This window comes from Pseudomonas tumuqii, assembly GCF_013184545.1.
Classification (GTDB): domain Bacteria; phylum Pseudomonadota; class Gammaproteobacteria; order Pseudomonadales; family Pseudomonadaceae; genus Aquipseudomonas; species Aquipseudomonas tumuqii.
Genome location: NZ_JAAOJA010000020.1, coordinates 36430 through 49099, shown reverse-complemented (window position 1 = coordinate 49099; position 12670 = coordinate 36430). Strand labels below are relative to the sequence as shown.

At 62.2% G+C, this 12670-nt stretch carries 14 protein-coding genes; 7 read left to right on the top strand and 7 right to left on the bottom strand.

Features of this window, described 5'->3' with window-relative positions; genetic code table 11:
- The first annotated feature begins 134 nt into the window (after nucleotides 1-134).
- A complete protein-coding gene (locus G9C89_RS22995; protein ID WP_172152658.1) occupies nucleotides 135-575 on the top strand; it encodes a hypothetical protein in 441 nt (146 codons plus the stop codon).
- Between the two features lie 491 nt (nucleotides 576-1066).
- A complete protein-coding gene (locus G9C89_RS22990; protein WP_172152656.1) occupies nucleotides 1067-1405 on the top strand; it encodes a nuclear transport factor 2 family protein in 339 nt (112 codons plus the stop codon).
- Nucleotides 1406-1614: 209 nt separating this feature from the next.
- Here the strand turns inward: G9C89_RS22990 and G9C89_RS22985 are convergent, their stop codons facing one another.
- Both G9C89_RS22985 and G9C89_RS22980 read right to left on the bottom strand, forming a co-directional pair.
- Nucleotides 1615-1962 (bottom strand): antibiotic biosynthesis monooxygenase family protein, encoded by a 348-nt coding sequence (locus G9C89_RS22985; protein ID WP_172152654.1) that lies wholly within the window; start codon nucleotides 1960-1962, stop codon nucleotides 1615-1617.
- Nucleotides 1959-2306 carry an NIPSNAP family protein gene (locus G9C89_RS22980; protein WP_172152652.1) on the bottom strand — a complete coding sequence of 116 codons (348 nt, stop codon included), beginning with the start codon at nucleotides 2304-2306 and terminating at the stop codon, nucleotides 1959-1961. Before G9C89_RS22980 ends, G9C89_RS22985 begins: the two co-directional genes overlap by 4 nt.
- Nucleotides 2307-2382: 76 nt before the next feature.
- Between G9C89_RS22980 and G9C89_RS22975 the strand changes: the two genes are divergently transcribed.
- Nucleotides 2383-3138: an ArsR/SmtB family transcription factor gene (locus G9C89_RS22975; RefSeq protein ID WP_172152650.1), complete on the top strand. Its 756-nt coding sequence runs from the start codon at nucleotides 2383-2385 to the stop codon at nucleotides 3136-3138.
- A gap of 261 nt (nucleotides 3139-3399) precedes the next feature.
- Here G9C89_RS22975 and G9C89_RS22970 read toward each other — a convergent pair whose 3' ends face one another.
- Entirely contained in the window at nucleotides 3400-3909 is a 510-nt protein-coding gene (locus G9C89_RS22970; protein ID WP_172152648.1) for an MgtC/SapB family protein, read from the bottom strand.
- 333 nt (nucleotides 3910-4242) lie between these two features.
- Between G9C89_RS22970 and G9C89_RS22965 the strand changes: the two genes are divergently transcribed.
- The 3 genes from G9C89_RS22965 to G9C89_RS22955 all read left to right on the top strand — a co-directional run bounded on the left by G9C89_RS22965 (nucleotide 4243) and on the right by G9C89_RS22955 (nucleotide 8286).
- The gene (locus G9C89_RS22965; RefSeq protein ID WP_172152646.1) at nucleotides 4243-4620 is read left to right on the top strand and encodes a Rho termination factor N-terminal domain-containing protein; all 378 of its coding nucleotides are present in this window, start codon (nucleotides 4243-4245) and stop codon (nucleotides 4618-4620) included.
- A gap of 217 nt (nucleotides 4621-4837) precedes the next feature.
- The gene (locus G9C89_RS22960) at nucleotides 4838-5032 is read left to right on the top strand and encodes a hypothetical protein (RefSeq protein WP_172152644.1); all 195 of its coding nucleotides are present in this window, start codon (nucleotides 4838-4840) and stop codon (nucleotides 5030-5032) included.
- Nucleotides 5033-5085: 53 nt separating this feature from the next.
- Nucleotides 5086-8286, top strand: a complete 3201-nt coding sequence (locus G9C89_RS22955; RefSeq protein ID WP_172152642.1) for an EAL domain-containing protein — start codon at nucleotides 5086-5088, stop codon at nucleotides 8284-8286.
- A 22-nt stretch (nucleotides 8287-8308) separates the two neighbouring features.
- Here the strand turns inward: G9C89_RS22955 and G9C89_RS25425 are convergent, their stop codons facing one another.
- Entirely contained in the window at nucleotides 8309-9094 is a 786-nt protein-coding gene (locus tag G9C89_RS25425) for a helix-turn-helix transcriptional regulator (protein WP_172152640.1), read from the bottom strand.
- 213 nt (nucleotides 9095-9307) lie between these two features.
- Here G9C89_RS25425 and G9C89_RS22945 point away from each other — a divergent pair, with 213 nt between their 5' ends.
- Nucleotides 9308-9652 carry a DUF3703 domain-containing protein gene (locus tag G9C89_RS22945; RefSeq protein WP_172152638.1) on the top strand — a complete coding sequence of 115 codons (345 nt, stop codon included), beginning with the start codon at nucleotides 9308-9310 and terminating at the stop codon, nucleotides 9650-9652.
- A gap of 206 nt (nucleotides 9653-9858) precedes the next feature.
- On the opposite strand, the gene G9C89_RS22940 is transcribed toward G9C89_RS22945, so the two are convergent.
- The 3 genes from G9C89_RS22940 to G9C89_RS22930 are packed head-to-tail and all read right to left on the bottom strand — an operon-like array spanning nucleotide 9859 to nucleotide 12667.
- On the bottom strand, nucleotides 9859-10521 hold the full coding sequence (locus tag G9C89_RS22940; protein ID WP_172152636.1) for a TetR/AcrR family transcriptional regulator: 663 nt from the start codon (nucleotides 10519-10521) through the stop codon (nucleotides 9859-9861).
- Nucleotides 10518-11813 (bottom strand): beta-ketoacyl-ACP synthase II, encoded by a 1296-nt coding sequence (gene fabF / locus G9C89_RS22935; RefSeq protein WP_172152634.1) that lies wholly within the window; start codon nucleotides 11811-11813, stop codon nucleotides 10518-10520. Before fabF ends, G9C89_RS22940 begins: the two co-directional genes overlap by 4 nt.
- A gap of 47 nt (nucleotides 11814-11860) precedes the next feature.
- Entirely contained in the window at nucleotides 11861-12667 is an 807-nt protein-coding gene (locus tag G9C89_RS22930) for an oxidoreductase (RefSeq protein WP_172152632.1), read from the bottom strand.
- Nucleotides 12668-12670: the final 3 nt, after the last annotated feature.

The window sequence follows — 12670 nt, the reverse complement described above, 5'->3', positions numbered from 1 at the left end:
GGGCTGCCGGCCATTGTGGTGCGGTAGGAATATATTCATCGAACCGCCGTGTACGTGACCCGTATGCACGGTGGTGTGGGAGGAGAGGCGCCGTGAGGCGTCTCCCTATCCCGATTAGGTACTTGGAGAATCCTTTGAACAGTAGTCAGATTTTTTGGTGGCGCTTACTCGTTGCAGCCACGGCGGGCCTTATGCTGTTCGGGCTAATTCTTGTCATCATGCCAAGCTTCACGCTGCAAAGTTTCAGCCTGCTGGTTTATGCATCTACCGCACATCTAAATACATTTGGCCCTGAGGCTATGGCTTATATCAGCCTTGTCCATGCAGTGTTGGGCTCTGTCATGTTCGGCTGGGGAGTCGCACTTATGTTTCTCGCGCTTGGCCCAGTTCGTAGAGGTTCCAAAGACGCATGGCGCATGTTCGTTGTCTCGCTTATCGCTTGGTTCATCCCAGACACCGCATATTCATTGCTTTCTGGCTTTTGGCAAAACGCGGTTCTAAATACAGGATTTGCTCTCATGTTTGCAATTCCGCTCACCGTATTACGGTCATTCGCAACGCATGAGCGCACCTAACAATGCGTATATGGACTCTCGCTTCGCTCACTGAGACGGGCTAAAGCCCGCTCCTTAACCAAACGTTATGCCCAGAGGTGAAAGTGCAAGAGGCAACAATCACTCAGACACCTGAGCGCTTATTGGTAGGTGACCTTGCGTCTCTAGGAAAAAATAAATTGAACGCCATGCTGAGAGGGTTATTGGCATATGAAATGCGCGCTCATCTCAACTCTGAGCATCAGATCCTTCACCCTTACCTAGAACGACTTCAATCTAGACGTTTTGAAGTTGCCAAGCGCTTTGTAGAGCTAGGCGGCGTAGTAAGCCCTGTAGTTCTCTCAGGTTCACTGCCGGAATGGCATGCAGAAGAGCGGCCTCCAGTTGCAAGTCTGGTCAAAACCAAAGGGCATCAGCTATACAGTGCATAACAAATCGCTCACTTCGTTCGCTGGGACCGGTTAAAGCCGGCCTCTTAACCAAACGTTATGCGACATCACAGGGAAAGTACAATGACCAATACTGAGAAATTCAAACAATATCTAAATAAATATTCCGAGAAAGACTTAGAGTCTATATCAGCAATGTTTGCTGATGAGATATTGCTGAGAGATTGGAAAATATCCGTCAACGGCAAAGCCAATGCTGTCGCTGAAACGAAGAATAATTTTAAAAACGCAGGCACAATTGAAATTGAGGTTTTAAGCTGCTTGACCAGCAACAATTCTGTTGCAGGAGAGCTAAAAATAATTGTTGATCAAAAAGAAACTCTCTATGTCGTTGATGTACTGACCTTTAATGAGAAAGGGCTTATTTCATCAATAAGAGCCTATGTTGGCCGAGAAGACTAATCAATGGGCAGTAGTCGCTTAACAAACCAAAGCAGTTTGACTTTTTACTCGCGGCGCTCGCAAAAACCCCAGCATTAAGGGGACGCCATAATAAAAATACATCACTCCGCCCCTCTTTTACTTCCGCGTTCGCACAACCCAGCGCGCCACGGGACGCGCCGTAAACGGCGCGCCCCTGAGCTTTGACGTTGGGCGGCACCCCATTCCGGCTACGATGAGTGCACTAGACGCGAATCCTCGGGCGCCTCGTTGCGGTCGTCCAGGCCGTAGTCCCGGATGACCGTGGCGACGCGGAGCCGGTAGTCGGCAAAGATAACCTCTCGACCGGCCTTCTGGGTGGACCGGTGAGGTTCGAAGTTCCGCCATTGCCTCACGGTTTCTTCATCCCGCCAGAACGAGAGCGAAAGAATTTTTCCTGGATTGGTGAGGCTTTCGAAGCGTTCTATCGACAGGAAGCCGTCGATCTCCTCCAGGTGCGGGCGCAGCGCGCTTGCGGCGTCGAGGTAGTCCTGTCTGCGCTCTGCATGCGGCAGTACCTCGAAAATGACTGCGATCATGTCAGGCCTCCCTCGGGCAAAGGAGCCACGCCGAGCGTGCCCTCCACCACCTCCACGAAGCTTCGTTCCTCTTTGAGGATGAACCGGCGCTCTTGGGCCATGGTGAAGTTCTGGCGCCCGTCCTTGTCGGACTTCAAGCGGGCACGGTACGCCTCGTAGGCAGCCAAACTGTCGAACGCGATTAACCCCCAGGCGACATTGTTCGTTCCCTCGTGGGGCAGGAAATAGCCCAACAGGTGACCGCCGCACCTCGGGATGATGCGACCCCAGTTTTCGGCGTACTCATTGAATGCATCGCGCTGGAAGGGATCGATCTCGTATCGGATAACGCAGGTGATGCCCATGTGCATATCTCCTTTGAACGGGTAGTGGGCACGTTAGCGCTTTGCCGACCACGGGTGGTTCGACTAGGATCGAACCATGAGTGAAGGTCCTAACATCGTGCGCGTCGCGGCGCTTATCGGCGATAACGCTCGGGCGGAGGTTCTCTCCGCCCTGATGTCGGGTGGCGCGCTGACCGCTACCGAACTGGCGGACATGGCCGGTGTCACCAAGCAGACCATCAGTTTTCACCTCGGCAAGCTGCTGGAAGCAGGGCTGCTCAAGGTCGACCAACAAGGCCGTCACCGCTACTTCCGGCTTGCCGGGCAGGATGTCGCGCACGTCCTCGAGTCGCTGATGGGCATGGCTGGCCGAAGCGAAGGTGTGCGCCCGCGGACCGGCCCGCGCGACCCTGCCCTGCGCAAGGCGCGCATCTGTTACGACCACCTTGCCGGCGAGTTGGGTGTGCTGGCGTACGAGGAGATGCTGCGACAGGGCGTGTTCGAAACTCGCCAGGAAGGACCATGGCTCACTGAACATGGGCGGCTATGGTTTCGCCGTTTGGGCATCGATACGGACGCGGTTACTTGTTCAAGGCGGTCGTTTTGCAGGGCATGTCTCGATTGGAGCGAGCGCAGGCATCACCTGGCAGGTGCGCTTGGGGCTGCGCTCCTGGCACGAATTCAGGAACTCGGCTGGGCGAAACGGGCAAGGGATTCCCGCGCCATCGTATTCAGCGACCGGGGTGAGGCGTCGCTGCTGGCCACGCTCAGCTCGCGGAGTACTCCATCCGAGCCCTCCCAACAAAGCGCCGCAACCGACACTGGGAACGGCCGCAGGATCGGACCCACGTAACCGCTTGAGTCGGAAGAAAAACATCGCAAGTTAATGGCCAAATAATCGCTTAGACAGCCCTTTTTGGCATCAAAACTTGTGCTTTAAGGGGAAGGGATGCCGCGTGCTGATCCTTTCTTGCTGCCGGGTTGGTACTGGCGGTGATGAGGCTATCGGTCAGGTGAGCCTGGGGCGCGCTACAACAGCCATTGCGCCCCCGTAATGGACCGTTTGAAGGCCGATATCGCACTCTCGCTGGAGCGTTTCGCCATCCTCCACGCATCAGCGCGGCCCCTCATCGCTTCCGGGCGGTTGGGCATTCTGGCGGTCCAGCAGCAGGGGCAGCACATGCAGAATCAGGAGTGCCAACACGGTGGCCACTATCGCCGTGCCCCCACGACCGAGGCCGACCGTGACGCCGATCGCGGTCGCCAGCCAAAGACCGCCAGCAGTGGTCAGGCCCTGGACGCCGGCAATGTCACGGCCCTTGAGAATGGTGCCGGCGCAGATGAAGCCAATACCGGCGGCAATGCCCTGAATCACCCGGCTGACAGCCGCGTCGCTGGCGCCGTCTTGCTCGATGGCCATGACGAACAGCGCCGTACCCATGGTGACCAGCATGTGCGTGCGGACACCCGCGGCCTTGCCTGCTACCTCGCGTTCGAACCCCAATAGCCCGCCGAGTACAACCGCCAGTACCAGGCGCATGCTGGTGCGGGTGATTGCTTCAAGCTGGCTGAAGTCGGAAAACTCCGCTGACAGCGTCGCGATGACTCGCTCGATCAATTCCATGGGCGAAGGCTCCTGACATCACACACATTGAATGGGCGCTCGATCCTGCCCGGGGCTGTTTGCCTCGGGCCGAAATCACCTGTCAGCCGGCTTCGTCCACCGGCTATGGCGCCCTGGTTTTGCTGCTGCATCGGCGTACTTGCGCTGATCGAGATAAGCGCTTTGTTCTTAATTGTGAGCGGGCCGTAAACGGATAAGTTCGTTTTTCGTGCACAGGCTCCAGCGTATTTTCCATTCATCCGGACGCCTGAACCATCCAGTCGCGGAGCACTCCAGTCGGTATATGGCCGCCAGTTTTTCCGGATTCCGGCGGCATTGATGGAGGTACGCCCCATGCCACGAGGAAGCAAAGACAAATACACCGACAAGCAGAAGCGCAAGGCCGAGCACATCGCGCAGAGCTACGAGGCCCAAGGGGTTTCCGAGCAGGAAGCCGAGGCCCGCGCCTGGGCTACGGTAAACAAGCAATCCGGCGGCGGCGAACGCGCCGGAGGGTCAGGGCAACAGACCCCGACGGCGGCCAAGCAAGCTGCACGCGAATCGTCCGCTCGGCGAGCGCTGGCGACGCGCCGAGGGATACCACGGCCGGGCTCGAAACTGGAGTCGATGACCAAGCAGGAGCTCATGGACTTGGCGCGCAAACGGAATATTGCCGGCCGCTCGACCATGCGCAAACAAGAGCTCATCGAAGCGCTACGTAAACCTTCCTGAGAGCCGATGTCCGATCCAGACCGGAACCTGACCGGCATGGCGGCATCCACCTGACCCCGATCAGTCTTCGCGGGCGCACCAGTGCGCGCTCGCCAGCCCGCGGGGAGCTATAACTTAAAGTGACTGTCTACCCGTTATTGCGCGGACAGCGCGGTCTGCATCGCGCGTCGAGAAGGCGGCAGTAACCCGGCAAGGCTGGCCGGCCTGCGGAGGGGCCATGCACAGACCCAATATCAAGGCTCAGCGCCTGACGGCCCTGTTCATCCTGGGCGCGGCGCTGTTCAACTACCCGTTGCTGGCGCTGTTCAACCGGCCCGACTGGGTGTTGGGCGTACCGATCCTGTATGCCTACGTGTTTGCCGCCTGGTTGCTGTTGATTGCCCTGCTGGCCCTGGTGATCGAGAAGAAATAGCGGCCGTGCGCTGTCGCCCTGTTTTGCGTCCAGTCGAAGCGGAGGGCCGAGTATTGCCTGCCTGGGTTATCGCCGTCACGGCCTGCGCCTATCTTGGCCTGCTGTTCGCCATCGCCTATCACGGCGACCGGGCGGCGGCCGCCGGGCGCAGCCTGATCGCCAACCCCTATGTCTATTCGCTGTCACTGGCGGTCTATGCCACCGCCTGGACCTTCTACGGCAGCGTCGGCCGCGCCGCCAGCAGCGGCATCGGTTTCCTGCCGATCTACCTCGGGCCGACGGTGATGGCGGCGCTGTGGTGGATCGTGTTGCGCAAGATCATCCGTATCGCCAAGGACAATCGCCTCACCTCGCTGGCCGACTTCATCTCCTCGCGCTATGGCAAGAGCGCGGCGCTGGCCGGGCTGGTGACGGTGATCGCGCTGGTCGGGGTGACGCCTTACATCTCGCTGCAACTGAAGGCGATTTCCACCAGCTTCGACGTGCTGCGCGGCTATCCGGCGATCCTGTCGACGGCGCAGCCGGCGGCGAGTTCGATCCTCGACGACACTGGGTTCTACGTGGCCTTGATCCTGGCGGCCTTCACCATCGTGTTCGGCACCCGCCATCTGGACGCCGCGGAACGCCATGAGGGCATGGTGGCGGCGATCGCCTTCGAGTCGCTGGTCAAGCTGCTGGCCTTCCTGGCCGTCGGCGTCTTCGTCACCTATGGCCTGTACGACGGCTTCGCCGATCTGTTCGCCCAGGCGGCGCAGGCGCCGGAAATCGCCGCGGTGTTCACCATCGGCGGCGGCTCGACCGACGTCTACCACAGCTGGGCCTCGCTGTTCTCGCTGGCGTTCCTGTCGATGCTGGCGATCATGTTCCTGCCCCGCCAGTTCCAGGTGGCGGTGGTCGAGAACGTCGACGAGGCGCACCTGAACAAGGCGATCTGGCTGTTTCCGCTGTACCTGTTGCTGTTCAATATCTTCGTCCTGCCGATCGCCTTCGGCGGCCAGCTGCACTTCGCCGGCGCGGCCGATCCGGACACCTTCGTGCTGATCCTGCCGCTGTCCGAGCAGCAGCAGGCGCTGGCCCTGCTGGTGTTCCTCGGCGGTTTCTCCGCCGCCACCGGGATGGTGATCGTCGAGACGATCGCCTTGTCGATCATGGCCTGCAATGACCTGGTGATGCCCATCCTGCTGCGCATCAAGGTCTTGCGCCTGGCCGAGCGCGAGGACCTGTCCGGCCTGCTGCTGGCCATCCGTCGCGGCACCATCGTGCTCGAACTGCTGCTCGGCTATGCCTATTACCGGCTGGCGGGGGAAGCCTATGCGCTGGTGTCCATCGGCCTGATTTCGTTTGCCGCGGTGGCCCAGTTCGCCCCGGCGCTGCTCGGCGGCATCTACTGGAAAGGCGGTACCCGGGCCGGGGCCCTGGCCGGGCTCGGCGGCGGTTTCCTGGTGTGGGCCTACACCCTGGTGCTGCCCGCCTTCGCCCGCTCCGGCTGGCTGCCGATGGAGCTGCTCGAGCAGGGGCCATTCGGCATCGAGTTGCTGCGCCCGCAGAGCCTGTTCGGCCTGGGCGACCTGGACGAGATCACCCATGCGATGCTGTGGAGCATGTTCGCCAACATCGGCGCCTACCTGGCCGTATCGGTACTCAGCGATCAGAACGAGCTCGAGCGAACCCAGGCCACCCTGTTCGTCGACGTGTTCAAGCACGACCGCGGCGCGGAGCGCGCGTGGCGGGTCAGCGGCTCGCTGGCGGATCTGCACGCGCTGCTGGCGCGCTTTCTCGGCGCCGACAAGGCCAGGGAAGCCTTGACCGCCTATGCCCGAAGGAACCATGAACTGGACTGGCCGCGCGAGATCGACGCCCAGCTGGCGCGCTACGTCGAGGAACAGTTGGCCGGGGTGATAGGCGCGGCATCGGCGCGGGTCATGCTCGCCTCGGTGGTCGAGACGCAACTGTTGCGCGACAGCCTGACCGGTTTGCCGAACCGGGCGCTGCTGCTCAGCCGCCTGGGCGATGCGCTGGACCGCAGCAAGCTGGAGCCCGCTCACGGCTTCGCCCTGCTGTACCTCAGCCTGGACCGCTTCAAGGTCATCACCGACAGCCTCGGCAGCACCGCGGGCGACGAGCTGTTGATCGCCGTCGCGCAACGCCTCGGCGCCGGTCTGGGCCCGGGCACCACCCTCGCCCACCTGAGCGGCCAGGATTTCGCCATCCTGCTCGACGAGGTGCAGGACGCGAGCGAGGCGACGCGCTTCGCCGATCAGTTGCATGTTGCCCTGGCGCCTGGCTTCAACGTCGAGGGGCGCGAGGTATTCAGCACCGCCAGCATCGGGGTGATCGCCGTCGCCAGGGCGGCCTATGTCGACCCGAACGACGTGCTGCGCGATGCCGAAACGGCCAACCATCGGGCACTGGAGAAAGGCGGGGGGTACAGCGAGCTGTTTGCCGCGGACCTGCGCGAGCGGGTGGTCGCCCTGCTCGACATGGAAACCGAGCTGCGCCAGGCGGTGCTCACGGGCCAGGAGTTCCTGGTGTTCTACCAGCCCATCGTCGAGCTGCGCAGCGGCACCCTGAGCGGTTTCGAGGCGCTGGTGCGCATGCGCCGACCGGACGGCAGCCTGGTTCCGCCCGGCGAGTTCATCCCGCTGACCGAGGAAACCGGCCTGATCGTGCATATCGGCCGCAATGTGCTGATCGAGGCGTGCCGGCAGATGCGCGCCTGGCAGCTGAGTTACCCGGAGCATCCGCCGCTGCAGGTGAGCGTGAACCTGGCCGGGCGCCAGTTCATCCAGCCCGACCTGACGGCGCAGATCGAGGCGGCCCTGCAGGAATCCGGCCTGGACAGCCGCAGCCTCAAGCTGGAGGTCACCGAGACGTTGATCATGGCGCACGCCGAGGCGGCGGCGACGGTGCTGGAGCAGTTGCGCGGCCTGGGCGTCAAGTTGCTGATGGACGATTTCGGCACCGGCTATTCATCGCTGTCCTATCTGCATCGCTTCCCGGTCAACACCCTGAAGATCGACGCCTCCTTCGTGCGGCGCATGGACGTGGATCGCAAGGAAGCGGACATCATCCAGACCATCGTCACCCTCGGCCACAGCCTGGGCATGGACCTGATCGCCGAAGGCATCGAGAACCAGGAGCAACGGGCCCAGTTGCAGGCGCTGGGCGTCGAATATGGCCAAGGCTATTACTTCGCCCAGCCGTTGGCGGCCAGCGCCGCCGAGCAGCTGATCGCCAGCAGGCGGCGCTGGTAAGCAGGGCCGCGAGCCCCGCCCTTCAGGCCTCGCCGAGCAGGATCTCCACCGCGGCCTGCTGCGACAGGAGCAGCGACGGCGTCATGCCGAACAGGTCGCGGAAGCTGTTGGAGAAATGCGCGGAATCGCTGAAGCCGGTGGCATGCGCCGCTTCGGTCAGGGAGGCCCCGCCCAGGCACAGCCTGATCGCCTCGCGGATCGCCCGCCACAGGCGATATCGCCGAATCGGCACGCCGACCTGCTCGGCGAACAGGTGAGCCAACCGGCTCGGCGACAGGGCAACGGCATTGGCCAGGCGCTCCACCCGGATCTTCTGCGCAGGCTCCTTGCCGATCAGCTCGAGAACCCTGGCCACGCGCGGGTCGATCTCCCGGCGGGCCAGGGTTCTGCCCAGAAACGCCTCGACTATCCGGGTGCACAGCTCGGGGGCGGTCGCCATGGCACTTTTCCCGGCGTGAAACAGGCGCAACGCCTGGAGCAATTCCTGCGGCACGGCCACGCTGCGCCCGACTTCGATGCCGCCCGCCGACTGCGCTTGCAGAATGACCCGGTAATCGGCGCTTTCCACATCCAGGAACAGGTTGGCGACGGCTACCCCGCCACTGTCGAACTCGTGCTCGGCATCGGGGCGAATGATGACGCCCCGGTACTCCTGCCAGGCGCCCTGCTCCAGGCGCATGCGAAAGGGCTGGGCCAGGGCCACGCTGATCTGCACGGCGTGATGCCTGTGCCGGCTGGCTGTGGTCGCGCCGACGAACAGCGCCTGCCGCGCGCCCACGTACAGCCTCGATGGGCTATTGCTTGTCACATTCCCTCCCTGCCTGCTGAACCTCAGCAGCTTTTTACAAGCCGGTGCCCGGCGAACCGGACATGCTGGTGGCCAGTACGGTTTGCAGGCCGACTCAAGTTCGCAGGCCTGAGAGGCCCGACCTCGGGGCGATGCCTCTGCCCTGCACAAACCTGGCAGCCCGGCGGGCTGCATTCGCCGCGGAAACGAATTAACAACATACGAGCATCGACCATGAAGCACTTCAATAGACAGGCATTCGATAACGAAGTACGGGGCGCGCGCGGCGCACTGGCGAAGCAGGACTATGCCAGCGCTTACCGGCATGTGGAACGGGCGCACATCATCGGCCAGAGTTACGTGTGGCCGCATACCCATAGCCACCTGCTGTTCCTGCTGATCGGCTATAGACGCCGCGACTACCGGGAAATACTCGGCCAGCTGGCGCGCATTCCGCTGGGCATGCTCGGCTCGGCCCTGGGCCGGGTGCCGGTCGGCAACAGCGGCGGGGCCAATGTGAGCATGTTCAAGCGGATGCCGATTCCCGCCGACTTGCAGGCGCAGCTCGAGCGGCAATAGACATCAGCCGCTTGGTTCATAGAGCAGGGTGCCGGGCCCGGACTCTCTATGACGTGGTCAAGGCGCGCTGGGCAGATCGTGTCCGAGTACGTGGAGATAGCGCGAATGGGTAGCAGCGGTCGGCAATAGGTTGAACAAATGCGCTTCCTGTGACGCTCGTTGGTTTGCCTAAAGACCAATCGCCACTCACAACGCACCTGGCTCGGTTATTCCGATGGTGACATGCACTCAACGCTGAGAACGCTGAGATTGAACGGCGAGCCGGTTTTTTCTCCAGGGGCTATGCGCTTACGCGCCGACTCAAGCTCCGCATAGGCTTGAACGAAAAGATCCACCGCTGCGGAGATCCGGCATTCATCCGCAGGCGTGACGATACTGGAATCGAGACTACCAACCGCCAGCAACAGGAACTGGGCGGAGGCTTGCGTGGGGTCGTTGCAGCGGGGGCATTGGGACAATGCCTTTTGCAGATGCGCACGGTACGGGTGATGGCGTTGACGCCAGCGTTTCTGCGGCACCCAGTTAGATCGCATGAATATGCGTGTGAGTGCATGGGAAGCCGGATGGGTGGCTTGCAGAAGCAGTTCCCGTGCAACTTCTTCCAAATGCGCGCGCAAATCTCCTTCCACGGCGTCCGCCAGCGCCGGCTCTGGCAGCTCCTCCATCCAATACTCGACAACGGCCCGAAATAGCTCGGCCTTGTTTCCGAAATGCGCATAGAGGGTCGCCTTGGTCACGCCCGCGGCATCTGCGATCAACTGCATGTTGGCAAGGTCGTGGCCGAGCGCCGCGAATACATCGCTCGCTGCCCACAACATTTCCCTCTGGCGTTTGCCACGACGGGAGTCTTCCCGTGGCAGCAGACTCATGGCAAAGACTCCCAACGGCGAAACAGCAGGCTGGCATTGACGCCGCCAAAGCCGAACCCGTTCGACAGAGCGTACTGGATCGGCATTGGCCGCGCGCTCAGGCCAACCAGATCGAGGCCATCGGCCGCCTCGTCGGGATTGATGAGGTTCAGCGTGGGCGGAACGACCTGATCGCGTAGCGCCAGAATGGTGAAGATGGCCTCGATCCCGCCTGCGGCGCCCAGTAGATGGCCGGTACTGGATTTGGTCGATGTGATAGCAACGCCCGACCCGGCCCCGAAAACGGCTCGAATGGCGGCCAGCTCGCCGCGGTCGCCAACTTGCGTGGAGGTCGCATGGGCATTGATGTGCTGCACATCGCCCGAAGCAACACCGGCCTGGCGCAACGCCTGCTCCATTGCGCGTCGAGCGCCGCTGCCATCCTCCGGGCCGGCGGTCAGGTGATAGGCATCGGCGCTGGTGCCGTAACCGACCAGCTCCGCCAGTGGCCGTGCGCCGCGGGCCAGCGCATGCTCCAGCGACTCGATCACCAACAGGCCGGCGCCCTCGGCCATGACGAAACCATCCCGCTCGCGGTCGAACGGGCGCGACGCTTGCTGGGGGTGGTCGTTGAATCCAGTGGACAACGCTCGCGCCGCTGCAAAGCTGCCGAGCGTGACGCGATGGATCGCCGCCTCGGTCCCGCCGCACACGGCAATATCCGCCTCGCCGCTACGGATCAGTCGGGCCGCATCACCGATGGCTTGCGCCCCGGCCGCGCAGGCGGTCACCGGTGCCCCGAGCGGCCCCTTGAAGCCGTGCCGGATAGAGACGTGCCCGGCCGCCATATTGGCGAGAAACGAAGGCGCGGTGAATGGCGAGAGCCGGCGCGGCCCGCGTTCGTCCGTGGTGCGCACGGCCTCGGCGATGGCGCCGAACCCACCGACACCGGAGGCAATGATGGTCGCGGTGCGCTGCCGCTGCTGCTCGTCTGCCGGCTGCCAGGCCGCCTGCGCCAGGGCTTCCTGAGCGGCAGCGAGGGCAAACTCGATGAAGCGATCCATCTTCTTGCGCTCCTTGGCGGTGACGATTCGCTCCGGGTCGTAGCCCGCTTGCGGATCTTCCTCCAAGCTGGGCACCCGCCCGCCTACGGCGCAGCCGGTGCCGTCGGCCAGATCGGCAGGCAGCGCACGGATGCCGGACTGTCCCGCCAACAGGCGGGACCAGACCGTTTCGGTGCCGCAGCCCAATGGCCCAACAACACCGGTCCCCGTCACTACGATCCGAACAGTGTTTTCTCTATTCGTCGCCATATCTCATTCCTCAAAAAATGCTTATGGGTTGGAATCCAAAAGGGTTTTCAGCCCAGCCCGAAAGTTTTGCGCAAATTCGCATCGACGGGGCCTGCCGGCATAAAGCGGCGCAATTTACTCAACAATGACGCCTGGCCAGCAGGTGTGCGCCGCATAGACCATTTACCCAGCGCCGCGTCGACAATGGTGGTGGCCACGCTCGCAGGGTCAGGGGCACTTTTGACGCTATCGACCACGGCGCGTGATGAAAGACCGCGCTCGCGGTCATAGGCGGCGATGGTTGCACCTGCTTGAGGCGCATTGATGTCCAGGTTGGTCCTGGTGAAGGACGGCTCGACCAGCGTTACGCGGATGCCGAACTGGCGCACCTCGTGATCCAGGGTTTCAGACAGCCCCTCCACGGCATGCTTGGAAGCCGAATAGAGCCCCATATAGGGTGCCGGAAGAAAGCCGAGCACCGAACTGACGTTGACGATCCTTCCGCTACGCTGTGCTCGCATGTGCGGGAGTACCGCCTGAACCGTGCGCAGAATACTGAAGACATTGGTATCGAACAGCGCTACAGCCTCGGCAGATGTTGTTTCCTCCACCGCGCCGATCAGGGTCGTGCCCGCGTTATTGACGAGTACGTCGATACGCTTGGCCCGGTCGATAATGGATTGGATGCCAAGGCGAACGGAGGCCTCCTCGCGAACATCCATCTCGACCAACTCGACACCGGCTAGTGGGCTGGCTTGGGCAATGCTGCGTACGCTGCCGAATACTCGGCAACCGCGTTTGGCAAATTGCTCCGCGGCGGCACGACCGATGCCCGATGACACGCCGGTAACCAGGACAACTGTTGAATTCGTCATAGC